The organism is Pseudomonas sp. PDM18 (genome assembly GCF_014852585.1).
Taxonomy (GTDB): domain Bacteria; phylum Pseudomonadota; class Gammaproteobacteria; order Pseudomonadales; family Pseudomonadaceae; genus Pseudomonas.
Map to the genome: position 1 here is coordinate 127120 of NZ_JACVBX010000008.1, position 26998 is coordinate 154117.

Consider the following 26998-nt stretch of genomic DNA (forward strand, 5'->3'; position numbering starts at 1 on the left):
CCATTGTTAGCAGATTTTTCCCCGACCAGTCGCCCACCCGGTGAAATTGTCGTGGGTATAATGCGGCGCTTTTGCGGCGGGGCGTTGTCACAGAGCCTGTCGAATGACCGGGAAGCCCGGCATTGGCGCTCTGTTATGGGCCTTTCGATGATCCTGCGAGCTAGCGCAGCAGATCATGCGCCCCGTTTTCGATTGTCTTGTCAGGTGGATTCATGGACAGCATCAACACCCGTATCGCCGAAGAGCTTTCCGCACTGCCCTCCGGCCGCGTTCAACCGCAGCAAGTCGCCGCTGCCGTCGCCCTGCTCGATGAGGGCTCCACCGTCCCCTTCATCGCCCGTTACCGCAAGGAAGTCACCGGCAGCCTGGACGACACCCAGCTGCGCATGCTCGAAGAGCGCCTGCGTTACCTGCGCGAACTGGAAGACCGCCGTGGCGCGATCCTCGCCAGCATCGAGGAACAGGGCAAGCTGACCCCGGAACTGGCCCGCGAGATCAAGCTCGCCGACACCAAGACCCGCCTCGAAGACCTCTACCTGCCCTATAAGCAGAAGCGCCGCACCAAGGGCCAGATCGCCCTGGAAGCCGGCCTCGGCGAGCTGGCCGACGCGCTGTTCAACGACCCGAGCCTGTCGCCGGAAACCGAAGCCGCGCGCTTCGTCGATGCCGAGAAGGGCTTCGCCGACACCCGTGCCGTGCTCGAAGGCGCCAAGTACATCCTGATGGAGCGCTTCGCCGAGGACGCCACTCTGCTGGACCGCCTGCGCGGCTTCCTCAAGGACAACGCCACCCTCACCGCACGCATGGTGCCGGGCAAGGAAACCGAAGGCGCCAAGTTCAGCGATTACTTCGAGCACGACGAGCCGCTCAAGAGCGCCCCGTCGCACCGCGCCCTGGCGATCTTCCGTGGGCGCAACGAAGGCATCCTCAGCGTCGCGCTGAAGGTCGGCGAAGAGCTGCCGGGCACTTCGCACCCCTGCGAGATCATGATCGGCGAGCGTTTCGGCGTCTCCAACCAGGGCCGCGCCGCTGACAAGTGGCTGTCCGAAGTGGTGCGCTGGACCTGGAAGGTCAAGCTCTACACCCACCTGGAAACCGACCTGCTGGGCGAGCTGCGCGACGGCGCCGACGCCGAGGCGATCAACGTCTTCGCGCGCAACCTGCACGACCTGCTGCTGGCCGCCCCGGCCGGCCCGCGCGCCACCCTGGGCCTGGACCCGGGCCTGCGCACCGGCGTGAAGGTCGCCGTGGTCGATGCCACCGGCAAGCTGCTGGACACCGCCACCGTCTACCCGCACGTGCCGAAGAACCAGTGGGACCAGACCATCGCCGTGCTCGCCGCGCTGTGCGCCAAGCACCAGGTGGAACTGATCGCCATCGGCAACGGCACCGCCAGCCGCGAGACCGACAAGCTGGCCGCCGAACTGATCAAGAAATACCCGGCGCTCAAGTGCACCAAGATCATGGTCAGCGAAGCCGGCGCCTCGGTGTACTCGGCTTCCGAACTGGCCGCGAAGGAATTCCCGGAGCTGGACGTATCGCTGCGCGGCGCCGTCTCCATCGCCCGCCGCCTGCAGGACCCGCTGGCCGAGCTGGTGAAGATCGAGCCCAAATCCATCGGCGTCGGCCAGTACCAGCACGACGTGTCCCAGCTGCAGCTCGCGCGCAGCCTGGACGCGGTGGTGGAAGACTGCGTGAACGCCGTGGGCGTGGACGTGAACACCGCCTCCGCCGCCCTGCTGGCGCGCATTTCCGGCCTCAACAGCACCCTGGCGCAGAACATCGTCGCGCACCGTGACGCCAATGGCGCGTTCCGCACCCGCGACGACCTGCGCAAGGTCAGCCGCCTGGGCGACAAGACCTTCGAGCAGGCCGCCGGCTTCCTCCGCGTGATGAACGGCGACAACCCTCTAGACGCCTCCGCGGTGCACCCGGAGACCTACCCGCTGGTGCAGCGCATCGCCGCCGACACCGGCCGCGACGTGCGCTCGCTGATCGGCGACTCGGGCTTCCTCAAGCGCCTGGACCCGAAGAAGTTCACCGACGAGCAGTTCGGCCTGCCCACCGTCACCGACATCCTCAAGGAACTCGACAAGCCTGGCCGCGACCCGCGCCCGGAGTTCAAGACCGCCGAGTTCCAGGACGGCGTCGAGAGCCTGAAGGACCTTACGCCCGGCATGGTGCTCGAAGGCGTAGTGACCAACGTCACCAACTTCGGCGCCTTCGTCGACATCGGCGTCCACCAGGACGGCTTGGTGCACATCTCCGCGCTGTCGGAGAAGTTCGTCAAGGACCCGTACGAAGTGGTCAAGGCCGGCGACATCGTCAAGGTGAAGGTCATGGAAGTGGACATCCCGCGCAACCGCGTGGGCCTGTCCATGCGCATGGGCGACACCCCGGGCGAGAAGGTCGACGGCCCGCGTGGCGGCGGCCGTCCCGGCAACGGCGCGCCGCGTGGCGAGCGCAGCGCGGCCCCGCGCCAGCAGGAGCAGGCCCCGGCGAACAACGCCATGGCCTCGCTGTTCGCCAATGCCAAGCAACTGAAGAAGAAGTAAGGAAAGTCCATGAGCGAAATGCCCGCCCGCGAGCTGATGATCAGTCGCTTCAGCGAAACCATCGGCGTGCAGCCGATCCGTGTCGCTGACGGCGAAGCCGAGGTGCTGCTGCCGATGGCAGAGCACCTGCGCAACCGCGGCAACGTCATGCACGGCGGCGCACTTTTCACGCTGATGGACATGACCATGGGCCTGGCCTGCTCCAGCGCCCATGGTTTCGACCGGCAGAGCGTCACCCTGGAATGCAAGATCAACTACATCCGCGCGGTCGCCGAAGGCGAAGTGCGCTGTGTGGCGAAAGTCCTGCACGCCGGGCGCCGTTCGCTGGTGGTCGAGGCCGACATCCACCAGGGCGACAAGCTGGTCGCCAAGGGACAAGGCACCTTCGCCCAGCTGTAAATAGCGTCAGCGCAACTGACCTATGCTGTAGTCCGGAGCCCGCGAAAGGCGGGCGCCGGCGCGGCGTCTTCCCGAGCCAGGCGACCACGCCGGTTGTGTTCTCCCCTTGTAGACCGCCCAGTCCACCCCCATAGTGGGGCGATTGCCGTGTGAAGGACTTCCAACTTGAGCGACCAACTCTCCCGCCGCCTGGCCCTGCTTGGCGATGCCGCCAACCTGTCCCTGCTCACCCAGTGCCTGCACGGTATCGAGCGCGAATGCCTACGCATTGATGAGCGCGGCAAGCTCGCCCTGACCCCGCACCCGCGAGCGCTGGGCTCGGCGCTGACCAACCCGCAGATCACTACGGACTACTCCGAGTCACTGCTGGAGTTCATCACCCCGACGTCTACCAGCGTCGAGGAGACCCTGGATGAACTGGGTGAAATCCACCGTTTCGCCAGCGGCAAGCTCGACGGCGAATACCTGTGGAGCCCGTCCATGCCCTGCGAGCTGCCGGATGAAGACACCATCCCGATCGCCCGCTACGGCAGCTCGCACATCGGCCGCCTGAAGTACGTCTACCGCAAGGGCCTCGCCCTGCGCTACGGCAAGACCATGCAGTGCATCGCCGGCATCCACTACAACTTCTCCCTGCCCGAGGGCATCTGGGAGCTGCTGCGCCAGGAAGAAGGCAGCGAGAAGAGCGCGCGGGATTTCCAGTCGCACCGCTACATCGCGATGATCCGCAACTTCCGCCGCTACAGCTGGTTGCTGATGTACCTGTTCGGCGCCTCGCCTGCCCTGGACGCCGGGTTCCTGCGTGGCCGTCCGCACGGCCTGGAAGCCTTCGACGAGCACACCCTCTACCTGCCCTACGCCACCAGCCTGCGCATGAGCGACCTGGGTTACCAGAACAACGCCCAGGCCGGCCTGACACCCTGCTACAACGACCTGGACAGCTACATCGACAGCCTGCGCCGCGCGGTCAGCACGCCGTACGCGCCGTACGAGAAGGTCGGCACCAAGGTCGACGGCGAGTGGGTGCAGCTCAATACCAACATCCTGCAGATCGAGAACGAGTACTACTCGAGCATCCGCCCCAAGCGCGTCACCTACACCGGCGAGCGCCCGATCCAGGCGCTGATGGCCCGTGGCGTGCAGTACGTCGAGGCGCGCTGCCTGGACATCAACCCCTTCCTGCCGCTGGGCATCGACGTCACCGAGGCCCGCTTCCTCGACGCCTTCCTGCTCTACTGCGCGCTCTCCGACAGCCCACCGCTGGGCGGTTGCGAGTGCGGCTCGGCCACCAGCAACTTCCTCAAGGTGGTCAAGGAAGGTCGTCGCCCGGGCTTGAAGCTGGAACGCGGCGGCCAGCAGGTCGAGATGAAGGAGTGGGCGGGAGCCCTGCTCGACGGCATCGCGCCGATCATCGAGTTGCTCGACCGCGCCAATGGCAGCGACCTGCACGCGCAGAGCCTGGCCGAGCAGCGCGCCAAGGTGGCTGACGCCGACCTGACGCCTTCGGCGAAGGTCCTGGCGGAGATGCGCGAACGGGGCGAGAGCTTCGAAGCCTTTGCCCTGCGCTACAGCCGCCAGCACGCCGAAACGCTGCGGAGCGAACCGCTGTCGGCTGAAGAGCAGGCACGCTTCGAAGACATGGCCAATCAATCGCTGGCTGAACAGGCGGAGCTGGAAAAACAGCCCGAGGGTGATTTCGACACCTTCGTCGCCGCCTATCAGGCGAGCATCCTGGGCTTGATCAGCGTCTGAAGTGGCAAGAAGTCTCTGACGCGGAGCTCATAGAGTTCTGATCGGCAACCTGCCAGTGGGGAGGGAGAATTCCCTTCCTTCCGAAGCGCGCCCGGCTCAGTCGGCGTGCCTCGGACACCACTGCGCAGGAAAGCCTCCCTATGCTCCCCCTTTCTCCGCCCTGGACCCTCCATCAGCTGGAGACGGCCTACCGCCAGGGCTATCTGGAGGCGCTGCTTGAGCGCCAACCGCGCCGCCCTAGGCACGACATCCTCGCTGCCGGCTGGGAAGCGGGCTGGCGCGACGGGACCGAACGGTTGCACCAGCAGCAAGCGCGCGCCGGGGCTAAGCCCCGCAAGACGCTGCGCCTAACGGTGCAGATCAGGCATTCGGTATCCTCGAAAAACCGCCTCTGATCAGAGCGTCTTCTCGAACACCTGCGAATTGCGCTGGTAGTTGTACAGCGACGCCCGCGCCGCCGGTAAGCGTTCCACGCTGCTGGGCTGGAAGCCGCGCTCGCGGAACCAGTGGGCAGTCCGCGTGGTGAGGACATAGAGGGTCTTCAGGCCAAGGTTGCGCGCGCGCTGTTCGATGCGCTCCAGCAGGTCGTCGCCGCGTCCGCCGTGGCGATATTCCGGGTTCACCGCCAGGCAGGCCAGCTCGCCGGAATCCGAATCGGCGATGGGATAGAGCGCCGCACAGGCGATGATCAGCCCTTCGCGTTCGACGATGCTGAACTGCTCGATCTCGCGCTCCAGCACCTCGCGGGAGCGACGCACCAGGATGCCCTGCTCTTCCAGCGGGCGAATCAGCTCCAGCAGTCCGCCAACGTCCTCGATGCCCGCTTCGCGCAGTTGCTCGAACTGTTCCTGGGCGACCAGGGTGCCATTGCCGGTGCGTGTGAAGAGTTCGCTGAGCAGCGAGCCGTCTTCGGTAAAGCTGACGATGTGGCTGCGCCGCACGCCCGCCCTACAAGCCTGCGCGGCGGCGTCCAGCAACTCGCCCTGGTAACTCGCGCCGAGGCGTTCCAGATGAGCCGGCACCTGCTGCGGGCGCAGCTCGCGCACCAGCTTGCCGGCGTCGTCCATCAGGCCGCGCTCGGCTCCGTAGAGGATCAGCTTGTCCGCGCCCAGGTCGATGGCCGCGCGCATGGCCACATCCTCGCAGGCGAGGTTGAAGATTTCCCCGGTAGGCGAATAGCCCAGCGGCGAGAGAAGCACGATGCTGCGCTCATCGAGCTGGCGGTTGATGCCCTTGCGGTCGATCCGCCGCACTTCGCCGGTGTGGTGGTAGTCGATGCCGTCAACCACACCGATCGGCCGCGCGGTGACGAAGTTGCCGGCGGTCACGCGCAGGCGAGAGCCCTGCATCGGCGAGGCGGCCATGTCCATGGACAGGCGCGCTTCGATGGAAATGCGCAGGCTGCCGACGGCGTCGATCACGCAGTCCAGGGTCGGCGCGTCGGTGACCCGCAGGCCACGGTGGAAGCGCGGCGCCAGCCCGTGGGAGGCCAGGCGCGCCTCGATCTGCGGGCGCGAACCATGCACCAGCACCAGGCGCACACCGAGGCTGTGCAGCAGCACCAGGTCGTGGACGATATTGCCGAAATTGGGGTCTTCGACGCCCTCGCCGGGGAGCATCACCACGAAGGTGCAGTCCCGGTGCGAATTGATATAGGGCGAGGCATGGCGAAGCCAGTTGACGTAGTCGTGCATTGCTTGAAAAGCCTGTCGTTCGAGTGGGCGGAAATCTGTCGGATGCGGCCGGAGTTAGGCCAGGGCGGCGCGGTTATCGTCGTCGCATGCACATCGACAGGTTTCTCCTCTTGGATAGGTTGGGCCCTTTGTCGGGCACTCTACAGGCAACTCTTCATCAACAGTTTTGTGGCCCGTTGTACGGACTGGTCTTCATCGACTGCCTTTTATAGGCAGTAATGACGGATCAGTCCGCGCAGCAGATCCACGCATGGCTCGATGCGGTCGAGCTCGAGGTGTTCGTCCGGCTGGTGGGCGCAGGCGATGTCGCCAGGGCCCAGAACCAGGGTCTGGCAGCCGAGCTGCTGAAGATACGGTGCTTCGGTGCCAAAGGCTACCGCTTCCGCCGGATGCCCGGTCAGACTTTCGGCCAACCGCACCAGCTCGCTCTGCGCCGGTTCCTCGAAGGGCGGAACGGCGGGGAACAGCGGCGCGTAGTCGATCTTCACGGCATGGCGTTCGGCGACCGGTTTGAGCCGCTCGCGGATGGCCTGGCGCAGGGTTTCGGGCTGCATGCCAGGCAGCGGTCGCAGGTCGAATTCCAGCGCGCACTGGCCGCAGATGCGGTTGGGGTTGTCGCCGCCGTGGATGCAGCCCAGGTTCAGGGTCGGCTGCGGCACGCTGAATTGCGGGTTGTTGAACTCCTGCTGCCACTGGCTGCGCAGGCCCTGCAGCTCACCCATCACCGCCAGCATCGCCTCCAGCGCGCTGCGCCCCAGGCTCGGGTCGGAGGAATGGCCGCTCTGCCCGAGGATATCGATGCGCTCCATCATCACGCCCTTATGCAGGCGGATCGGCCTGAGGTTGGTCGGCTCGCCGATCACCGCCGCGCGGCCCAGCGGCCGCCCGGCCTCGGCCAGGGCGCGGGCGCCGGCCATGGAGCTTTCCTCGTCGCAGGTGGCGAGGATGATCAGCGGCTGTTTGAAAGGCTGCTCCAGCAGCGGCAGCAATGCCTCGATGGCCAGGGCGAAGAAGCCTTTCATGTCGCAGGAACCCAGGCCGAACCAGCGCCCATCACGCTCGGTCAGACCCAGCGGGTCGCTTTTCCACAAGGCTTCGTCGTAGGGCACGGTATCGGTGTGCCCGGCCAGCACCAGGCCGCCGGGGCCGCTGCCCAGGGTCGCGACCAGGTTGAACTTGCCCTGCGACACCGGCTGCATCTCGCAGGCAAAGCCCAGGTCGACCAGCCAGTTACCCAGCAACTCGACCACCGGGCGGTTGGACTGGTCCAGTGCGGGCTGGGTGCAGCTGACCGAGGGGATTGAGATCAGCTCGGCGAAGCGTTGTTTGAGCGGCGGCAACAGCATGGCTTTCTCCAGAAGATGGACTCCACTATGGACCATGCGGCGGTGCGGTAAAACCTCGCGGCGCCCGGCAGGAACCCCGAAGTCCTGTAAACTGCATGACTTTGAAGTCTTTTTCGCGCCCGTCGTTCCGTCCCTCCTCCAACAGGTCGGAAATTCGGGCGCGGCCGCTCTGACCCGGACCCCCGCCATGCAGAAAGAAACCGAAATCAAATTGCGCGCCAGCCGCGAGACCCTCGAAGCCCTGCGCGACCACCCTGCACTGAAGAAGCGCAACAAATCCGGCTGGGAGCCCCGCGAGCTGTTCAATCAGTACTACGACACTCCCGCCCGCGACCTGGCCCGCGCCCGCGTGGCGCTGCGCGTGCGCAAGGATGGCGAGCAGTTCATCCAGACCCTGAAGACCCGCGGCCAGAGCGTGGCCGGCTTGTCCGAGCGCAACGAATGGGATTGGTACCTGGAGAAGAACAAGCTCGACCTGAAGAAGCTCGACGACCAGTGCTGGCCGGCCGCGCTGGCGGATTTGGACAAGAAGTCCCTGAAACCGATCTTCAGCACCGACTTCACCCGCCAGCGCGCCGAGATCGCCTGGGGCCGCGGCAAGGCCAAGGTGGTGATCGAGGCCGCGCTGGACCTGGGCAAGGTCATCGCCGGCAAGCAGGAAGAGGAAATCTGCGAGCTGGAACTGGAGCTGCGCCAGGGCGAGCCCGAGGCGCTGCTGGAGCTGGCCATCGAACTGGCCGCGGACCTGGCGCTGATGCCCTGCGACATCAGCAAGGCCGAGCGCGGCTACCGCCTGTTCGACCCGGCCAGCTACAACATCCAGCCCGATACCCAGAAGCTGCTGCATGAAACCCCACTGGATGGCGCCTTCGCCGCACTGTCCTGGTCGCTGCTGGGCAGCAGCCAGCGCCTCGCCGAGCAATACCGTTTCAACGGCCACTGGAGCCTGCTGGAAAGCTGGCTGCAGCAGTTGGTCGACCTCCGCGCCCTGCTCGGCAGCCTTGGCCAGGCCGTGCCGCGCGCCAGCACCCGCGAGCTGCGCGCCGCCCTCGACGCGCTGATCGCCGACTGGCAGCCGCGCATCGAACAGGGTCACCATGACGAATCCGTGCGCCAGCAGATGCCGGCGGCCTTTCGTGAGGAACTGGCCAACGTGCGCTGGGGTCAGTTCTCCCTGAGCACTTCGCGCTGGCTGCTGGGCAAGGCCTGGACCCTTGAGCGCAACGAACGCGCCAATCGCCTGGGCGGCTCCGCCGTCGGCAAGTGGCTGCAGCGCACCCTGGCCGAAGAGGCCCAGGCCATGCCGCTGCAACGCGCCCAGCAACTGCCCGAGGTACTCGCCGACCAACTGCCGCGCCTGCAGCGCATGCTGGTCTGGCTGCGCCTGGCGCGCGGCGTGCTGGAGCTGCCGGAAACCGATCGCCTGTACGGCGAGCTGGCCAAGCTGCAGGAGCTGCTCGTCACTCCCGACGCCGAGGGGCGCCTGGATGCCCTCGCGGCCCAGGCCCATACTGTGCTGACCCTCAAGCCGTGGAAGGCGCTTTTGAAATAAGCTGGCCCGGCATTGCTGCGGGCCTGTGACCCGCCACTGGAAGTAGGGAGTCCGCATGTCCGTCTTTGCCTCATCCGCCCAGGACCGCCCGCTCGACCTGGGCGACATCCTGCGCGAGCTGGTCACCCAGGGCCGCGTTGCCCAGGATGACGCCGAGCAGTGCCTGGCGATCCGCCGCAGCGCCGTGAAGAACCAGCAGCACCCGCTGGAGTTCCTCGCGGCGCAGCAGGTCGCGGACCGCCAGCGGCCGGGGCACAAGCTGGACCTGGACACCCTGGTGAGGTGGCTGGCGGACTTTTCCGGGCAGCCCTACCTGCGCATCGACCCACTGAAGATCGACGTCGCCGCGGTCACCCCGCTGATGTCCTACGCCTTCGCCCAGCGCCACCAGATCCTCGCGGTCGCGGTCGCGCCGGATGAAGTCACCATCGCCAGCGCCCAGCCGTTCGTGCATGCCTGGGAAAGCAACCTCACCCACGTGCTCAAGCGCCCGATCAAGCGCGTGGTCGCCAACCCGGTGGATATCCAGCGCTTCACCGTGGAGTTCTACCGCCTGGCCAAGTCGGTGACCGGCGCCAGCTCCGGTGACCAGAAAATCAGCGGAGTCGGCAACTTCGAGCAGTTGCTCAACCTGGGCGCCAGCGACCAGGAGCCTGATGCCAACGACGCGCACATCGTCACCATCGTCGACTGGCTGTTCCAGTACGCCTTCCAGCAACGCGCCAGCGATATCCACATCGAGCCGCGCCGCGAGCAGGGCACCGTGCGCTTCCGCATCGACGGCGTGCTGCACAATGTCTACCAGTTCCCGCCGCAGGTCAGCATGGCGGTGGTCAGCCGCCTTAAGTCCCTGGGCCGGATGAACGTCGCCGAGAAGCGCAAGCCGCAGGACGGCCGGGTCAAGACCAAGACCCCGGACGGCGCCGAAGTGGAGCTGCGCCTGTCGACCCTGCCCACGGCTTTCGGCGAAAAGATGGTGATGCGGATCTTCGACCCCGAAGTACTGCTCAAGTCCTTCGACCAGCTTGGCTTCTCCCCCGACGACCTGCGCCGCTGGGAGAGCATGACCAGCCAGCCCAACGGCATCATCCTGGTCACCGGACCGACCGGTTCGGGCAAGACCACCACGCTCTACACCACGCTCAAGCAGCTTGCCACGGATGAAGTGAACCTCTGCACCATCGAGGACCCGATCGAGATGATCGAGCCTTCGTTCAACCAGATGCAGGTGCAGCACAACATCGACCTGACCTTCGCCAGCGGCGTGCGCGCCCTGCTGCGTCAGGACCCGGACATCATCATGGTCGGCGAGATCCGAGACCTGGAGACCGCCGAGATGGCGATTCAGGCGGCACTCACCGGCCACCTGGTGCTCTCCACCCTGCACACCAACGACTCGCCCACCGCCATCACCCGCCTGCTGGAATTGGGCGTGCCCTACTACCTGATCCGCGCCACCGTGCTCGGCGTCATGGCCCAGCGCCTGGTGCGCACCCTGTGCCCGCACTGCAAGGCGCCGATGGAGCTGCACGAGGAAGACTGGCAGGAAGTCACCCGCCCGTGGAACGCCCCGCTGCCCACCGGCGCGCACCAGGCGGTCGGCTGCCTGGAATGCCGCGACACCGGCTACCGCGGGCGCGCCGGCGTCTACGAGATCATGCTGCTGAGCGAGTCGCTGAAGGAATTGATCACTGCCGACACCGACCTCATCCCGCTGCGTCGCCAAGCCTTCAAGGAAGGTATGCGCAGCTTGCGGCTATCCGGTGCGCAGAAGGTTGCCGCCGGCCTGACGACCATCGAGGAAGTCATGCGGGTCACCCCGCAGAGCGAGCAGAAGTAAGCCGCCGGTCAGCCGCCTGAGGAAAACTCCGCGGGCGCCTGCCGGACTTTCCGGCGTTGCCAGCCCGGCGCGCCGGTTCGGTTACACTCGATCTTCATCCTCCACGCCAGACAAGGAGTCTTTTGCATGGAAATCGGCAGCGTCGCCCTGCTCTTCGTCATCCTCGCCATCGTCATCGTCCTCATGGGGTTCAAGGTCGTGCCCCAGGGCTACGAATGGACCATCGAGCGCTTCGGCCGTTATACCGTCACCTTGAAGCCGGGCCTGAGCATCATCATTCCTGTGGTGGACCGTGTCGGGCAGAAGATCAACATGATGGAGCGCGTGCTCGACGTGCCGCCGCAGGAGGCCATCAGCGCCGATAATGCCATCGTGCAGATCGACGCCGTGTGCTTCTTCCAGGTGGTCGACGCGGCGCAGGCGGCCTATGAAGTGAGCGGGCTGGAAAACGCCGTGCGCAACCTGGTGATGACCAATATCCGCACCGTGCTCGGCTCCATGGAACTGGACCACATGCTCAGCCAGCGCGACGCGATCAACGAGCGCCTGTTGCGTACCGTCGACGAGGCCACCGCGCCCTGGGGCCTGAAGGTCACCCGTATCGAGATCAAGGACATCAGCCCGCCGGCCGACCTGGTGGAAGCCATGGCCAGCCAGATGAAGGCCGAGCGCTTGAAGCGCGCGCAGATCCTCGAAGCCGAAGGCCGCCGCGCCGCGGAAATCCTCACCGCCGAGGGCAAGAAGCAGGCACAGATCCTCGAAGCCGAGGGCCTGCGCCAGGCGGCGTTCCTCGAATCCGAAGCCCGCGAGCGTCAGGCCGAGGCGGAAGCCAAGGCGACCGAGGTAGTCTCCGCGGCCATTGCCAACGGCAACGTGCAGGCGGTGAACTACTTCGTCGCACAGAAGTACGTCGACGCCCTCGGCCAGTTGGCCAGTTCGAACAACAGCAAGATCGTGCTGATGCCGCTGGAGGCCAGCCAGGTGATCGGCGCCGTCGGCGGCATCGGCGAGATCGTCAAGGCCACCTTCGGCGAAACCAAGGGCCGTAGCTGATGGCCGCCTTTCTCCAGAACCTCGGCTTCTGGGACTGGCTGGGCCTGGGCATCGTCCTGCTGATCCTGGAAATCTTCGGTGCCGGCGGCTACCTGCTGTGGATCGGCATCGCTGCGGCGCTGACCGGCGTGCTGTCGTTCCTGCTGCCGGGGCTGGACTGGGTCTGGCAGTGCCTGGCCTTCGGCGTGCTGGCGATCCTCACCGCGCTGTACTGGTGGAACCACCAGCGCGTCAACAAGCGCCAGGCCGTGCCCTCCAGCCTCAACCGCCGCGGCAGCGAGCTGGTCGGCCGGCAGTTCGCCCTGCACGACGCCATCGTCGGCGGTCGCGGCAAGATCCGCGTCGGCGACAGCGTCTGGCTGGTCAGCGGGCCGGACCTGCCGGTGGGCGCGCAGGTGCGCGTGACCGGGCAGGATGGTGTGCTGCTGCTCGTCGAGCCAATCTGAGCGCCGATCAAACCGGTATCTGTAGGAGCGAGCTTGCTCGCGAACCTGCCCCCGCTGCGGAGTTCGGTTCGAGCAAGGACCAGGCGCCCCTTTCGGTCCTACGAAAAGCAAAAAAGCCGCCCCAGGGCGGCTTTTTTCATTCAGGCGAAACTCAGCTCGCGGTCGGCTGCGCCGGGGCGCGGCGGTAAGCCCAGACCATCAGCGCGATGCCGCCCAGGACCATCGGTACGCACAGCACCTGGCCCATGGTCAGCCAACCCCACGCCAGGTAGCCCAGCTGGGCATCCGGCACACGGACGAACTCGACGATGAAGCGGAAGATGCCGTAGCACAGCACGAACAGGCCGGATACCGAGGCGGTCGGGCGCGGCTTGCGGGTGAACAGCCAGAGCACGACGAACAGCGCGACGCCTTCCAGCGCGAACTGGTACAGCTGCGACGGGTGGCGCGGCTCCGGGCCGCCGGTGGGGAAGATCATCGCCCAAGGCACGTCGGTCACCTTGCCCCACAGCTCGCCATTGATGAAGTTGCCAATGCGCCCGGCGCCGAGGCCGATCGGCACCAGCGGCGCAATCAGGTCCATCAGCTGGAAGAAGCTCTTGTTGTTGCGCTTGCCGAACCACCAGGTGGCCAGCATCACGCCGATCAACCCGCCGTGGAACGACATGCCGCCCTTCCACACCTCGAAGATCAGCGTCGGGTTGGCGATGTACTCGTCCAGGTTGTAGAACAGCACGTAGCCCAGGCGACCGCCCAGGACCACACCGCACGCCACCCAGAAGACCAGGTCGGAGAGTTTCTCCTTGGTCCAGGTCGGATCGAAATCCTTCAGTTTGCGCGACGCCAGCAGCCAGGCGCCACCGATGCCGATCAGGTACATCAGGCCGTACCAGTGGATTTTCAGCGGCCCGAGCGCTACGGCAACCGGGTCGATCTGTGGATAAGGCAGCATCCGCTACTCCTGTGGATTGGAACTCAGATCAGGAAACTCAAGCCCACGCCGAACAGCAGCAGGGCGAACAAACGCTTGAGCACCAGGGGTGGCAGGCGATGGGCCAGCCGTGCCCCGATGCGGGCGAAGAACATGCTGGTAACGGCAATGCCCACCAGCGCCGGGAGGTAGACGAAGCCCAGGCTCATCTCCGGCAGCTGGTCGTTGTGCCAGCCGACAGCAATGAAGGATATCGCGCCGGCGATGGCGATCGGCAGACCGCAGGCCGAGGAAGTCGCAACCGCCTGTTGCATGGAGACGCCACGCCAGGCCAGGAAAGGCACGGTCAGCGAGCCGCCGCCAATACCGAAAATGGCCGAAGCCCAGCCCACCACGCCGCCCGCCATGCCCAGCCCGAAGCGTCCCGGCAGGGCGCGACCGCCTTTGGGCTGCAGGCCCAACGCCATCTGGATAGACACCAGCACGGCGAAGGTGCCGATGATCTTCTGCAGCACCGGGCCCTGGATCTTCGACGCGGTGATCGCCCCCAGTGCGCTGCCGACCAGGATGCCGACGGTCATCCAGGCGAACACCGGCCAGCGCACCGCGCCGCGACGATGGTGTTCGAGGATTGAATTGATCGAAGTGAAGACGATGGTCGCCAGAGAAGTGCCGACCGCCATCTGCGTCAGCACATCCGGCGAAAAACCGTGGGCGCCGAAGCTGAACACCAGGGCCGGGACGATGATCAACCCGCCGCCGACGCCGAACAGGCCGGCTAGCACGCCAGCGCAGGCGCCAAGCACCAGGTAGAGCACGAACTCCATGGGCAACCTCGGGCAACAAAGCGGGCATGGTAGCCGAAGGCTCCCGGGCGCTCCAGCCACTCCGGGACATCGGCGGATGTTGATAGACTGCCGGAACACCACGGAGTTCGACCCATGTGCCTGATCGTCTTCGCCTGGCGTCCCGGCCACGCCACGCCCCTGATCGTCGCGGCCAACCGCGATGAGTTCTACGCCCGACCCACCCTGCCGCTGGCAGCCTGGGAGGGATTCCCCGGCGTCTACGCCGGCCGCGATCTGGAGGCCGGTGGTACCTGGCTGGGCGTGGCGCCGGACGGCCGCTTCGCCGCCCTGACCAACGTGCGCGATCCCGGTCAGCCGGTGGGCCCGCGCTCCCGGGGCGAGCTGGTGGCGGCCTTCCTGCAGGGCCGGCAGGCGCCGCTTGAGTACCTGCAGCAGGTCGCCCGGCGCGCGACGGATTACAGCGGTTTCAACCTGCTGGTAGGCGACGGCACGCAGCTCTGCTACTTCAATCCCCGCGTCGGCCCGCCGGTGGCGGTCGCGCCTGGCGTCCACGGGCTGTCCAACGCCGCGCTGGATACGCCCTGGCCGAAGCTGCTCAGCGCCCGCCAAGGGCTGGAGGCGGTACTGGACGCACCCGACACCAGCTCACTTGTCGCCCTGCTGCGCGACAACCGCCAGCCCGCCGATGCCGAACTGCCGGAAACCGGCGTCGGCCTGGCCACGGAGCGCCTGCTGTCGAGCGTGTTCATCGCCAGCCCGACCTACGGCACTCGCGCCAGCACCGCGCTGATCGTTCATGTGGACGGCCGCCGCGAGTTGCTGGAGCACAGCTTCGGCCCCAGTGGCGCGCGCCTGGGCGAAGTTGCCCTGATGGTCTAGCAGGTGACGATGCAGTCGCGCTGGGCCTTGGCGCGATAGAGCCCGTCGTCCAGCCGACGCAGCATCACCGACAGGTTCTCCCCTGGCTGCATCGCCGTCACAGAGAAGCTGGCGGTGAGCTGGGTCGGCAGCGAGACGTCGGCCCGGCGCAGGCTCAGGCGCAGCCGCTCGGCCAATTCGCGCGCCGCTTCGCAGGTGGTTTCCGGCAGCAGCACAATGAACTCCTCGCCGCCCCAGCGGGCGAAACAGTCCTCTTCGCGCAGACGCCGCCGCACCACTTCGGCGACAGCCACCAGCACCCGATCCCCTGCCGGGTGGCCGAGGCTGTCGTTGATGCGCTTGAAGTGGTCGAGGTCGAACATCATCAGCGAGCAGCCGTGATGGTGCCGTTGCAAGCGCTGCCATTCGGCATGCAGCTGTTGTTCGAAGCGCCGCCGATTGGCGATCTGCGTCAACGGATCGATCTCGGAAAGGCGTTGGGCGACGGCGGCCTGTTCGGCGAGCGCCTGGTTGGCCTGGCGCAAGGCCTCTGTGCGTTGCAGCACCAGGTATTCCAGGCTCAGGTTGAGCTGGTGTAGTTCCTGGTTCTTTTCCTGCAGCGCCAGCTCCGCGAGCTTGCGCTCATGGATATTGCGGTGTGCGCCGATCATTCGTGTCGGCTTGCCATCGCTATCGAACTCGAAGAAGCGCCCGTGATCGCTGACCCACAGGTAGTTGCCGTCCAGGCAACGGCAGCGATATTCCTCGCGGTAGACGCCGCTGCGCCCCTGCACATAGGCATCGAAGGCGAACATGACCCGCTCGAAATCATCGGGATGGATGATCTCGTGCCATGTGGCGACGTTTTCCGGGAGGCTGTCAGGGTCATAGCCAAGCATTGCGTACCACCCCGGACTGCGGGTGACATGGTTGGTGCGGATGTCCCAGTCCCAGATGCCATCGCTGACGATGCTCAGGGCATAACGCAGGGTGCGGGCGCTGGCGCTGGCGCTGGTTTCCGTGCAGGGGCTTTGGTCGAGCTCTTCCATAAGCTGCGTCCCGGCCGGAGAGCCGGCCTTGTCTCTTCATCCGCCCTGCAGTAATGCACGGTTCCGCGGGGCTCTTTCGCCAGGGGCTGCTGGAGCGTCAGGCCTGGATGGTCGCGGCCGGGTTGATCACACGCCCCAACCCAAGGTTGCGCAGGGCCAGGTGCAGCGAGCTGTGGATAACTTGCGGGTTGTCGAAGGTCATCAACTGGCTGAGCAGTTCGCGAGCCCTGGACAAGGTCATCTGGCGCAACAGCCATTTCACCTTGGGCAAGTTCGTGGCGTTCATCGACAGGGAATCGAAGCCCATGGCCATCAGCAGCACGGCGGCCGCCGGATCACCGGCCATTTCACCGCAGATGCTCACCGGCTTGCCTTCAGCGTGGGAGTCATCGACCACCTTCTTCAGCGCCTGCAGCACGGCCGGGTGCAAGTAATCGTAAAGGTCGGCGACGCGCGGGTTGTTGCGGTCCACGGCCAGCAGGTACTGGGTCAGGTCGTTGGAGCCGACCGAGAGGAAATCCACCTGGCGCGCCAGTTCGCGGGTCTGGTACACGGCCGCGGGGATCTCCACCATCATGCCGATTGGCGGCATGGGGATGTCGACGCCTTCGTCGCGCACTTCGCCCCAGGCACGGTGGATCAGGTGCAGCGCCTCTTCCAGCTCGTGGGTGCCGGAGATCATCGGCAGCAGGATGCGCAGGTTGTCCAGGCCTTCACTGGCCTTGAGCATGGCGCGGGTCTGCACCAGGAAGATTTCCGGGTGGTCGAGGGTAACGCGGATACCGCGCCAGCCGAGGAAGGGGTTGTCTTCCTTGATCGGGAAGTAAGACAGCGCCTTGTCGCCACCGATGTCCAGGGTGCGCATGGTCACCGGCAGCGGATGGAAGGCGGAGAGCTGCTCGCGGTAAATGGCGAGCTGTTCCTTCTCGCTGGGGAAGCGGTCGTTGATCATGAACGGGACTTCGGTGCGATACAGACCGACACCTTCAGCGCCGCGCTCCTGGGCGCGCGCCACGTCCGCCAGCAGGCCGGTGTTGACCCACAGCGGCATGCGATGGCCGTCCAGCGTCTCACAGGGCAGCTCGCGCAGCGCGGCCAGGCCCTTGCTCAGTTCCTTCTCTTCGGCGACCACTTCGCCGTACTGCTTGACCAGCTGCGGCGACGGGTTGGTGTAGATCTCGCCGTGGTAGCCGTCGACGATCAGGTCGATGCCGTCAACCTTGGAATACGGCAGGTCAACCGCGCCCATGACGGTCGGGATGCCCATGGCGCGGGCGAGGATAGCGACGTGGGAGTTGCCCGAGCCGAGTACCGAAATCAGGCCCACCAGTTTGCCTTCCGGCACTTCACCAAGCATGGCCGGCGACAGTTCCTCGCTGACGATGATGGTCTGGTCGGGGTAGGTCAGTGACTGCTTACGCTCTTCCTGGAGGTACGCCAGGATGCGCCGGCCGATGTCCTTCACGTCCGATGCACGCTCGCGCAGGTAGGCGTCGTCCATCAGTTCGAAGCGCTGCACGTGCTCCATGACCACCTGGCGCAGGGCGCCCTGTGCCCACTGACCGGTGCGGATGATGCGCTTGACCTCGAGGCCGATGGAGGCATCGTCGAGCATCATCAGGTAGACGTCGAACAGAGCGCGCTCTTCCTTGCGCAGCTGGGTAGCCAGCTTGCTGGAGAGATTGCGCATGTCCTCGCGGACCGATTCCAGCGCCTGCTTGAAGCGCTCGACCTCGGCCTCGACGTCGTCGATGGGTTTGTCCGGGACTACTTCAAGGTCGGCCGGCGGCAGCACCACCACCGCCTTGCCCACGGCCACGCCGGGGGCGCCGGGGACGCCGACGAACTTGGCTTCGCTGATGCCCTTGCCCATCTTGCCCAGGCCGCGGATCGAACCGGTGGCTTCGGCGTGGGCGATAACACCGGCGAGCTGAGCGCTCATGGTGACGAGGAAGGCTTCCTCGCCCTCGTCGAACTGGCGCTTTTCCTTCTGCTGCACGACCAGAACGCCCATCACCCGACGGTGGTGGATGATTGGCGCGCCGAGGAAGGAGGCATAGCGTTCCTCGCCGGTCTCGGCGAAGTAGCGGTAACGGGGGTGTTCGGAGGCGTTCTCGAGGTTCAGCGGCTCTTCGCGGGTGCCGACCAGGCCGACCAGGCCCTCGTTCGGCGCCATGCTGACCTTGCCGATGGAGCGCTTGTTCAGACCCTCGGTGGCCATCAGCACGAAGCGGTTGCTCTCCGGGTCGAGCAGGTAGACCGAGCACACCTGGCTGCCCATGGCCTCCTTGACCCGCAGCACAATGATGCCCAGCGCCGCCTTGAGGTCCTTGGCGGAGTTCACTTCCTGGACGATCTTACGCAGCGTGTTGAGCATGGCGTGGGGGTCTAACTCCTTGAACTTCGTGCTAGTCGCGCGCCAGCAGGCGCGGTGCCAATTCCTTCAGAGCCCGGCGGTAGACCTCGCGCTTGAAGGTCACGACCTGGCCCAGCGGGTACCAGTAGCTCACCCATTTCCAGCCGTCGAATTCGGGCTTACCGGTCACATCCATGCGCACCCGGCTTTCCTCGCCGGTCAGGCGCAGAAGGAACCACTTCTGTTTCTGCCCGATACACAGCGGCTGGCTGTTGGTACGCACCAGGCGTTGCGGCAGGCGGTAACGCAGCCAGCCCCGGGTACAGGCGAGGATCTTGACGTCCTGCTCTTCCAGGCCGACTTCTTCGTTCAGTTCGCGGTACAGCGCTTCCTCAGGGGTTTCTCGGGCGTTGATGCCGCCCTGGGGAAATTGCCAGGCTTCCTGGTTGATGCGCCGTGCCCACAGTACCTGTCCGACATCGTTGCAAAGGATGATGCCGACATTGGGGCGAAAACCATCGGGATCGATCACGGCGGTACATCCTCGAAATCGCGTGTGCCCGCATTGTTCCACAAAGCTTGTGACAGCGGCAACGCGGGCTGCGGCGTCCTGTGCCGGGTGCGCAAAAGCCGTTACTCTAGGCGACTTTTCCGTATTGGCAACTGGCGGTAACTCATCGTGCGACTGGCTCTCTTCGATCTCGACAACACCCTTCTGGCCGGCGACAGCGACCACAGCTGGGGCGAATGGCTGTGCCAGCGCGGGCTGGTGGACGCCGGCGAGTACCAGGCGCGCAATGATGCCTTCTATGCCGACTACATGGCCGGCACCCTCGACGTGTTCGCCTACCAGGCCTTCACCCAGGCGATCCTGGGCCGCAACAGCCTCGACCAGCTGGACACCTGGCACCGCCAGTTCATGCAGGACGTCATCGAGCCCATCGTCCTGGCCAAGGGCGAGGCCCTGCTGGCCGAGCACCGCGCCGCGGGCGACAAGCTGGTGATCATCACCGCCACCAACCGCTTCGTCACCGGCCCGATTGCTGCGCGCCTGGGCGTGGAGACCCTGATCGCCACCGAATGCGAGATGCTCGATGGCCTCTACACCGGTCGTACCTGTGACGTGCCCTGCTTCCAGGGCGGCAAGGTGACCCGCCTCAATCGCTGGCTCGACGAGACCGGCCTGAAGCTGGACGACGCCTACTTCTACAGCGACTCGCGCAACGACCTGCCGCTGCTGGAGCTGGTGGCAAACCCGGTGGCCGTCGACCCAGACGACACCCTGCGCGCCGTCGCCCTTGAGCGCGGCTGGCCGGTGATCAGCCTGCGCGGCTGAGCGCTCGTCAACGTGCGCTGAGGGCCCACCAACCCGCGCTGAGGGCTCAGAAGTCCTTGTTCACCATCAGGTAGAAGATCGCCAGAAAGGCCAGGAACGCCGGCCAGCCCAGGGCGAACCACCAGCGCATATAGAGGAAGGCCCTGGGCGGCAGCGCTGCACCACCGCAGTGCGCCGCCTCGGCCATGTCGCGCACGCGGATCTGCAGCCAGACCACCGGCAGCCAGCAGACACCGGCGAACACATAGAGCGCCAGGCTCCACAGCAGCCAGCCCGAATCCAGCGGCCAGCCCGCCATGTGCGCCAGAGCGATGCCGCTCAGCGGCTGGAATACCGCGGTGGTGGCGATGAACAGCCAGTCGGCGGTGACCAGATGGCGGAAGGTGATGCGGATGGCTTCCAGGTTGCCGCTGCGCCAGGCACGCCAGCTGTAGTAGGCCGAGCCCAGCCCGGTGCCGAACAGCAGCGTGGAAGACAGGATATGAAGGGTCTTGAGCAGCAGGTAGAGGTTCACGCGGTGGGCATCACACCGGTTTGCTGATCATCAGCACCAGGATGGCGATCACGCACAGCAGCGCGAGCGCGAAGAAGCCCAGGCCGAACTTCCACTGCCGCGCGGCGCCAGCGGAGATCGGCTCGCCACTGCTCTGCGCCACCAGCGCCAGGTCGCGGATGCGCCACAGGCGGGTGGTGAACAGCAGCCAGAAGATAGTCGCGACGATCAGCAGGCAGGCGCTGCCCAGCAGCCAGGTCTGCCCCAGCGGCCAGCCGACGGTCTGCACCATGCGATAGCCGGTGACCGGCAGGCTGGCGACGCTGCCGGCCACCAGCACCCAACCGATCAGGCCGATGCGCTGCAATGCCTTGGCGATCACCCCGGCGTCGCCGCCACGCCAGCTGCGCCAGCCGTACCAGGCCAGGCCGATGATGGCCAGGAACGGCAGCACCGCGGCGATGCCGTGGAGGATGCGGAAGGTCTGCAGGCTTTCCATTTCAATTCCCTGTGAAGAAGGCGGCGTTCCGACAAGCCTAGCAGCAGTCGCGCCGCCCCTGCCCGATCCTCAGCCGAGGAACAGGCGGTAGGCCGGGTTGTCCGTCTCGTCCCAGTAGGGGTAGCCGATCTCTTCCAGCGCGGCCGCCACCAGGTGACGCTCGTCTTCCGGCACCTGCAGGCCCGCGACCACGCGACCATCGGCCGCGCCGTGGTTGCGGTAGTGGAACAGGGTGATGTTCCAGCGCCCGCCCAGGCGGTTGAGGAAGTTGAACAGCGCGCCGGGCCGCTCGGGGAACTCGAAGCGGAACACCTGCTCGCCGGAGACGCGCGGCGAATGGCCGCCGACCATGTGGCGGATGTGCAGCTTGGCCAGTTCGTTGTCGGTCAGGTCCAGTACCGGGAAGCCCTGCTCCTGCAACTGCTGCACCAGTGCGGCGCGCGGGTCGTTCTCCGGGTGCGTCTGCACGCCGACGAAGATGTGCGCTTCGCTGTCGGTGTTGTAGCGGTAGTTGAACTCGGTGATCTGGCGCTTGCCAATAGCCTCGCAGAAGGCCTTGAAGCTGCCCGGACGCTCGGGGATGGTCACCGCGATGATCGCTTCGCGCTTCTCGCCCAGCTCCGCACGCTCGGCCACGTGGCGCAGGCGATCGAAGTTGATGTTGGCGCCCGAATCGATGGCGACCAGGGTCTCGCCCTTCACGCCTTCGCGCTCGACGTACCGCTTGATCCCGGCCACCGCCAGCGCGCCGGCGGGCTCGGTGATCGAACGGGTGTCGTCGTAGATGTCCTTGATCGCAGCGCAGATCTCGTCGGTGCTGACGGTGATCACTTCATCGACATGGTCCTTGCACAGCTCGAAGTTGTGCTTGCCGATCTGCGCCACGGCCACGCCGTCGGCGAACAGCCCGACCTGGCCTAGCACCACGCGCTCGCCGGCGGCCATGGCGGCCTGCAGGCAGTTGGAGTCGTCCGGCTCGACGCCGATGACTTTGATTTCCGGGCGCAGGTATTTGACGTACGCTGCGATGCCGGAGATCAAGCCGCCGCCGCCGACCGGCACGAAGATCGCGTCGATGCGGCCGGGGTTCTGGCGGAGGATTTCCATGGCGACGGTGCCCTGGCCGGCGATCACGTCCGGATCGTCATAGGGGTGGATGTAGACGTAGCCCTTTTCTTCCACCAGCTTCAGCGAGTGCGCCAGCGCGTCGGGGAAGGCGTCACCGTGCAGCACGGCCTTGCCGCCACGGGCGCGTACGCCCTGGACCTTCAGCTCTGGCGTGGTGCGCGGCATCACGATGGTGGCCTTGATGCCCAGCTCGCGGGCGGCCAGCGCCACGCCCTGGGCATGGTTGCCGGCGGAGGCAGTGACCACGCCGCGGGCGAGTTCTTCCGGGCTCAACTGCGCCAGCTTGTTGTAGGCGCCGCGAATCTTGAAGGAGAACACCGGCTGCAGGTCTTCGCGTTTCAGCAGAATCTGGTTGCCCAGCCGCTCGGAGAGTTGGCGGGCGGGCTGCAGGGGCGTTTCCACGGCAACGTCGTAGACACGCGAGGTGAGGATCTTCTTGACGTAGTGTTCGAGCATCGGAAGGGCTATATCGGCGGCTTTTCGAGGAACCGCGAGTCTACTCCAGCCGGCGCGGCGCGGGCCACCGAACAATCCGCGCGCAGATGACCATAACAGTTGCCCGGCGGCGCAACACCGGCGTGCCGTCGACCGCTATAATCCGCCCTTTCGACCACTCTCCGGCGCCGTTGCGCCCACCCAGGTAAGAAGACTCCCGCCATGAACCAGGATCAGCTCAAGCAGGCTGTGGCCCAGGCCGCCGTCGACCACATCCTTCCGCACCTCGACAGCAAGAGCATCGTCGGCGTGGGCACCGGCTCCACCGCCAACTTCTTCATCGACCTGCTGGCCAAGCACAAGGCCGAGTTCGACGGTGCCGTGGCCAGCTCCGAAGCCACCGCCCAGCGCCTGAAAGGCCACGGCATCCCGGTCTACGACCTGAACACCGTCAGCGAGCTGGAGTTCTACGTGGACGGCGCCGACGAGACCAACGAGCGCCTGGAACTGATCAAGGGCGGCGGCGCCGCGCTGACCCGCGAAAAGATCGTCGCCGCGGTGGCCAAGGAATTCATCTGCATCGCCGACGCCAGCAAGCTGGTACCGATGCTCGGCGGCTTCCCGCTGCCGGTGGAAGTCATCCCCATGGCCCGCAGCCACGTGGCGCGCCAGCTGGTGAAGTTGGGCGGCGACCCGGTGTACCGCGAGGGCGTGCTGACCGACAACGGCAACATCATCCTCGACGTGCACAACCTGCGCATCGACAGCCCGGTACAACTGGAAGCGGCGATCAACAACATCGTCGGCGTGGTCACCAACGGCCTGTTCGCCGCGCGCCCGGCCGACCTGCTGCTGCTGGGCACCGCCGAAGGTGTGAAGACCCTCAAGGTCTGATGCCCTCATGCGCCATCCGCCGGATGGCGCCTTCCAGAGCGCCCGCTGCCGTCTACGCTGGGATGACCCAACCCTCCCGGAAGGAGATGCAGCATGGCCGCCAAGTACCATCTGAAGAAGGCCAGTGATGGCCAGTTCCACTTCAACCTGCACGCCAGCAACGGCGAGATCGTCCTGACCAGCGAGCTGTACAAGGCCAAGACCTCGGCCATCGACGGCATCGAGTCGGTGCGCAAGAACTCCCAGCGCGAAGGCGCCTTCGAGGTCAATGTCGCGACCAACGGCAAGCATTATTTCGTGCTCAAGGCCACCAACGGCCAGGTCGTCGGGCAGAGCCAGATGTACGCCAGCAAGGCCACCGCCGATGCCGGCGTGGCGGCGGTCAAGCGTTACGCGCCGGAAGCCCCGATCAGCGACGACACCTGATCCGCGCACCATTTCGGTGAGCGCTCCCTCACGCTCGCTCAGCACGGCCGGCCTTGCCGTCGGCCGTGTATCAGCATTGTTACAGTGTCGCGACACCCTCGGTCACTGACGCGTCAAATTCCGCCCATCTCCGGCGAACCGGTCCACATCCTGCTTTCCTCCGGCCCACGCATCGAAGACCGATGCGATTCCAATCGACACAGAGGAAAGTGCCGTGTTCAGACCCTTAGCCGTTGCGCTCAGCCTGGGCTGCGCTGCGCTGGCAACCGACGCCAACGCCTACGAATACGGGGAATATGCCGGGGACACCCTCGACACCCTGATCAACGATTACCCCGGCCGCTACCGCGGCACCGCCAGCTTCGCCGGCGCCACCGCGCTGATGCAGTCGCGCCTGGGCTTCGGCTACCAGACGCAGGTTCAGGACTTCACCTGGGCCGGCAACCGCAGCTCGCAGAACGTCATCGCCAGTGCTCCGGGCAGCAGCGGCCAGTACGTGGTCCTCGGTGCGCACTACGACACCTATTACGGCCGTCCGACCCTGCAGGGTCTGGACGACAACGGCTCGGGCGCCGCCGTACTGACTGAGATCGCCCGCAACCTGGGCGGCGTCGCCCTGGAAAACGGCCTGGAAGTGGTCGGCTTCGGCGCCGAGGAGGAAGGCCTGCGCGGTTCGCGCGCCTATGTCGCCTCACTCAGCGACGAGCAGCGTAGCAACCTGCTGGGCATGATCAACCTAGACAGCCTGATCACCGGCGACAAGATGTACGCCCACGCCGGCTTCAACAGCGTCGACAATCCCGCGCTGGGCGCCTACCGCGACCAGCTCCTGCGCATCGCCCAGGAACTGAAGATCCCGCTGTTCACCAACCCCGGCCTCAACGAGGAATACCCTGCCGGCACCGGTTGCTGCAGTGACGGCGAAAGCTTCGAGGGCCTGAACGTCCCTGTCCTATTCATCGAGGCCACCAACTGGGAGCTGGGCGATCTCGACGGCTACGAACAAACCGACAACCCCGCCATCCCTGGCGGCGCCACCTGGCACAACCCGGCGCTGGACAACGAGCAGGTGCTCGCCGGCGCCTTCGGCCAGGAGCGCATCGACCAGCGCCTGCGCGACTTTTCGCGCCTGCTCACGCGCCTGGTGCTGGAGCTGACCAACGCCGACCTGCTTGCCTCCACCGCTTCCGGCGGTGCCATGGCCCGGCAGATGGAAGACCAGCTGCAACGCCAGCACCTGGCCCTGACCCGCCTGCATGACCGCCGCTGGCTGACCCTGCTGGGCAGCTCGCGCGCCGTCGGCAGCTTCGACGGCGCCATCGGTGTAGAAGGTGAAACCACCCCGGAAAGCGGCTTCGACATGCCCGGCGACCCGCGCTCGCACCGTGCCGGGGTGAACCTGCTGGGCGACTACCGCGCCAGCGAGGCAGTGACCGTTGGCGGCAGCCTGAGCTTCCAGCGCAGCCGCGACAACCTCGATCACAGCGCCCGCCTGGAAGCGGAAACCTGGCAACTGGGGCTCTATGGCCTGCTCAACGATGGCGGCCCGGCCTGGCTGGGCGGCGAACTGAGCGCCGGCTACGCCGACTTCGACACCAAGCGCTCGGTATACCTGAAGGCGAATAACGGCCCGGTGCTGCTCGACCAGCGTATCGACGGCGACAACAACGCCTGGTTCTGGGGCGCGCGGGTCGACGGCGGCTACGACTTCGACATCGCCGGCATCAAGACCGGGCCGCAGGGCGGGCTGGACTTCGTGCACTACCGCATCGACGACTTCAATGAGGACGACGACCTGCGTACCGCGCTGGGCTACGAGAAGCAGGACTACGACTCGGTGGAAGCCAGTCTCGGCTGGGGCCTGCGCGGCGAGCTGCCGTTGGGCAACCGCATGGCCGTGCAGCCCTACGCCAGCGTGCGCTGGGTGAAAGAGCTGGCCGACGGGCGCCTGGACGACATCGCGCTGACCGCCCTGGGCGATGGCCGCACCCGCGTCGCCGACCTGGGCGACGTGGACAAGGACTTCGGCCGCGCCCAGGCCGGCGCCCTGCTGGCAGTCACCGAGCAGTTGGGCGTGTTCGCCGAGGCCAACTCGCGCTTCGCCCACAGCGAAGGCAGCCAGGCGTCCTATTCCCTCGGCGTGCAGTGGCAGTTCTGATCGCCTGAGTGCGAGGCGCCTTCAGTGCGCCTCGCGCTTCTTGAACACGTAGAAGAGATTGGGCTCGCTGACCAGGTACAGCGTGCCCTGGTCGTCCATGGCGATGCCCTCGGCCTGCGGCACGCTGCGCCGCAGGCCCTGCATGCCGCGCAGCAGCGACAGCGAGCTGATCGGCTTGCCATTGGCGCTCAGCTCCAGCACCAACCGGGATTCGTCGGACAGCGCCAGCAGGTGCCCGCTGCGCTCGTCGTACTGCAGGCTGGAAAGGTCGCGGACGAACAGGTTGCGGTTGTGCTCAAGGTCTTCCACCACATGCACCGCGATGGGTTGCTCCGACTGCTCGTAGGGGAAGCCGCGCACCTCGTAAATGTGCACCGGGTTGCGCTCCTTGGCGACGAACAGGCGCTTGCCCTGCGAGTCGTAGGCCAGCCCCTCGAACCCGCTATTGCCGCCGCGCCCCAGAGCCAGGGCGAGCTGTTGGGCGCCTTCGGCGTGCAGTTCCTTCGTGTCGTCGCGCAATTCCACTCGCAGCAGACGCTGGTGGGTCTCGTCGGTGATCACATAGACGTTGCGGCTGATGTACTCGATGGCCTCGGTGTCGCCGAAGCCGTGCAACGCGATCCTGCGCAGCACCTTGCCTTCCAGCGACAGCTCGACCAACTCGTTCTGCTTGTTGGTGACGGTGAACAGGGTCTGTCGATCCGGGTCGTAGGTCAGCGCCGAGACGTTGTCTTTGAGCCCTTCGATGGGTTGCGCCTCCAGCACCACGCGGTAGTCGGGCAGCCAGAGGGACTGCTCCTGCCACTGTGCGGCGTGGCGCCACTCATTGAACTTGAACCAGACGCGCTCGTAGACCCGGACGCTCTGGCCCAGCGCAATCAACGCGGCCAGGGCGAACAGCGCCATTAGCAGGAACAGGCGACGGGGTTTGAGCAAACGGCGCATGGAGGACTCGGGGAGGGGATGGCGTGGCAGAGTGACAGCAGCGC

At 66.1% G+C, this 26998-nt stretch carries 24 protein-coding genes; 13 read left to right on the top strand and 11 right to left on the bottom strand.

Features of this window, described 5'->3' with window-relative positions; genetic code table 11:
- The first annotated feature begins 212 nt into the window (after positions 1-212).
- From IB274_RS17435 to IB274_RS17450, 4 genes are all read left to right on the top strand, one after another.
- Positions 213-2555, top strand: coding sequence for a Tex family protein (locus IB274_RS17435; RefSeq protein ID WP_192433184.1), 2343 nt, complete (start codon positions 213-215; stop codon positions 2553-2555).
- Positions 2556-2591: 36 nt separating this feature from the next.
- Positions 2592-2954, top strand: a complete 363-nt coding sequence (locus tag IB274_RS17440) for a PaaI family thioesterase (protein WP_405307451.1) — start codon at positions 2592-2594, stop codon at positions 2952-2954.
- 165 nt (positions 2955-3119) lie between these two features.
- Complete coding sequence (gene gshA, locus IB274_RS17445; protein WP_192433186.1) at positions 3120-4706, top strand: glutamate--cysteine ligase; 1587 nt, start codon at positions 3120-3122, stop codon at positions 4704-4706.
- A 140-nt stretch (positions 4707-4846) separates the two neighbouring features.
- Positions 4847-5101 carry a hypothetical protein gene (locus IB274_RS17450; protein WP_192433188.1) on the top strand — a complete coding sequence of 85 codons (255 nt, stop codon included), beginning with the start codon at positions 4847-4849 and terminating at the stop codon, positions 5099-5101.
- Here IB274_RS17450 and argA read toward each other — a convergent pair whose 3' ends face one another.
- Together argA and argE are read right to left on the bottom strand one after the other, a co-directional pair.
- Positions 5102-6400 carry an amino-acid N-acetyltransferase gene (argA, locus tag IB274_RS17455; protein ID WP_192433190.1) on the bottom strand — a complete coding sequence of 433 codons (1299 nt, stop codon included), beginning with the start codon at positions 6398-6400 and terminating at the stop codon, positions 5102-5104.
- 206 nt (positions 6401-6606) lie between these two features.
- On the bottom strand, positions 6607-7746 hold the full coding sequence (argE, locus tag IB274_RS17460; RefSeq protein WP_192433192.1) for an acetylornithine deacetylase: 1140 nt from the start codon (positions 7744-7746) through the stop codon (positions 6607-6609).
- Between the two features lie 187 nt (positions 7747-7933).
- Between argE and IB274_RS17465 the strand changes: the two genes are divergently transcribed.
- From IB274_RS17465 to IB274_RS17480, 4 genes are all read left to right on the top strand, one after another.
- Complete coding sequence (locus IB274_RS17465; RefSeq protein WP_192433193.1) at positions 7934-9298, top strand: inorganic triphosphatase; 1365 nt, start codon at positions 7934-7936, stop codon at positions 9296-9298.
- 55 nt (positions 9299-9353) lie between these two features.
- Entirely contained in the window at positions 9354-11138 is a 1785-nt protein-coding gene (locus IB274_RS17470; RefSeq protein ID WP_192433195.1) for a GspE/PulE family protein, read from the top strand.
- A gap of 126 nt (positions 11139-11264) precedes the next feature.
- The gene (locus tag IB274_RS17475; protein ID WP_192433196.1) at positions 11265-12191 is read left to right on the top strand and encodes an SPFH domain-containing protein; all 927 of its coding nucleotides are present in this window, start codon (positions 11265-11267) and stop codon (positions 12189-12191) included.
- Positions 12191-12637, top strand: coding sequence for an NfeD family protein (locus tag IB274_RS17480; RefSeq protein WP_192433198.1), 447 nt, complete (start codon positions 12191-12193; stop codon positions 12635-12637). Before IB274_RS17475 ends, IB274_RS17480 begins: the two co-directional genes overlap by 1 nt.
- A gap of 151 nt (positions 12638-12788) precedes the next feature.
- Here IB274_RS17480 and lgt read toward each other — a convergent pair whose 3' ends face one another.
- A complete protein-coding gene (gene lgt / locus IB274_RS17485) occupies positions 12789-13589 on the bottom strand; it encodes a prolipoprotein diacylglyceryl transferase (RefSeq protein WP_192433200.1) in 801 nt (266 codons plus the stop codon).
- Between the two features lie 23 nt (positions 13590-13612).
- Positions 13613-14395: a sulfite exporter TauE/SafE family protein gene (locus IB274_RS17490; RefSeq protein WP_192433203.1), complete on the bottom strand. Its 783-nt coding sequence runs from the start codon at positions 14393-14395 to the stop codon at positions 13613-13615.
- 114 nt (positions 14396-14509) lie between these two features.
- On the opposite strand from IB274_RS17490, the gene IB274_RS17495 reads away from it, so the two are divergent.
- Entirely contained in the window at positions 14510-15256 is a 747-nt protein-coding gene (locus IB274_RS17495) for an NRDE family protein (protein ID WP_192433205.1), read from the top strand.
- Here the strand turns inward: IB274_RS17495 and IB274_RS17500 are convergent.
- The 3 genes from IB274_RS17500 to IB274_RS17510 all read right to left on the bottom strand — a co-directional run bounded on the left by IB274_RS17500 (position 15253) and on the right by IB274_RS17510 (position 19172).
- Positions 15253-16284: a sensor domain-containing diguanylate cyclase gene (locus IB274_RS17500; protein WP_192433207.1), complete on the bottom strand. Its 1032-nt coding sequence runs from the start codon at positions 16282-16284 to the stop codon at positions 15253-15255. The genes IB274_RS17495 and IB274_RS17500 overlap by 4 nt on opposite strands.
- A gap of 97 nt (positions 16285-16381) precedes the next feature.
- Entirely contained in the window at positions 16382-18661 is a 2280-nt protein-coding gene (ptsP, locus tag IB274_RS17505; protein WP_081515272.1) for a phosphoenolpyruvate--protein phosphotransferase, read from the bottom strand.
- A gap of 31 nt (positions 18662-18692) precedes the next feature.
- Positions 18693-19172 carry an RNA pyrophosphohydrolase gene (locus IB274_RS17510; RefSeq protein WP_017520843.1) on the bottom strand — a complete coding sequence of 160 codons (480 nt, stop codon included), beginning with the start codon at positions 19170-19172 and terminating at the stop codon, positions 18693-18695.
- A gap of 147 nt (positions 19173-19319) precedes the next feature.
- On the opposite strand from IB274_RS17510, the gene IB274_RS17515 reads away from it, so the two are divergent.
- A complete protein-coding gene (locus IB274_RS17515; protein WP_192433208.1) occupies positions 19320-19976 on the top strand; it encodes an HAD family hydrolase in 657 nt (218 codons plus the stop codon).
- 46 nt (positions 19977-20022) lie between these two features.
- Here the strand turns inward: IB274_RS17515 and IB274_RS17520 are convergent, their stop codons facing one another.
- The 3 genes from IB274_RS17520 to ilvA all read right to left on the bottom strand — a co-directional run bounded on the left by IB274_RS17520 (position 20023) and on the right by ilvA (position 22564).
- Positions 20023-20490 (bottom strand): DUF2269 family protein, encoded by a 468-nt coding sequence (locus IB274_RS17520; protein WP_192433210.1) that lies wholly within the window; start codon positions 20488-20490, stop codon positions 20023-20025.
- 10 nt (positions 20491-20500) lie between these two features.
- Positions 20501-20968, bottom strand: coding sequence for a DUF2269 domain-containing protein (locus tag IB274_RS17525; RefSeq protein WP_192433212.1), 468 nt, complete (start codon positions 20966-20968; stop codon positions 20501-20503).
- Between the two features lie 69 nt (positions 20969-21037).
- Positions 21038-22564, bottom strand: coding sequence for a threonine ammonia-lyase, biosynthetic (gene ilvA, locus IB274_RS17530; protein ID WP_192433456.1), 1527 nt, complete (start codon positions 22562-22564; stop codon positions 21038-21040).
- Positions 22565-22753: 189 nt separating this feature from the next.
- Here ilvA and rpiA point away from each other — a divergent pair, with 189 nt between their 5' ends.
- From rpiA to IB274_RS17545, 3 genes are all read left to right on the top strand, one after another.
- Positions 22754-23425 (top strand): ribose-5-phosphate isomerase RpiA, encoded by a 672-nt coding sequence (rpiA, locus tag IB274_RS17535; protein WP_192433214.1) that lies wholly within the window; start codon positions 22754-22756, stop codon positions 23423-23425.
- Positions 23426-23518: 93 nt separating this feature from the next.
- The gene (locus tag IB274_RS17540; protein ID WP_192433216.1) at positions 23519-23851 is read left to right on the top strand and encodes a YegP family protein; all 333 of its coding nucleotides are present in this window, start codon (positions 23519-23521) and stop codon (positions 23849-23851) included.
- A gap of 214 nt (positions 23852-24065) precedes the next feature.
- Complete coding sequence (locus IB274_RS17545; protein ID WP_192433218.1) at positions 24066-26009, top strand: autotransporter outer membrane beta-barrel domain-containing protein; 1944 nt, start codon at positions 24066-24068, stop codon at positions 26007-26009.
- 21 nt (positions 26010-26030) lie between these two features.
- Here IB274_RS17545 and IB274_RS17550 read toward each other — a convergent pair whose 3' ends face one another.
- On the bottom strand, positions 26031-26954 hold the full coding sequence (locus IB274_RS17550) for an SdiA-regulated domain-containing protein (RefSeq protein ID WP_192433220.1): 924 nt from the start codon (positions 26952-26954) through the stop codon (positions 26031-26033).
- Positions 26955-26998: the final 44 nt, after the last annotated feature.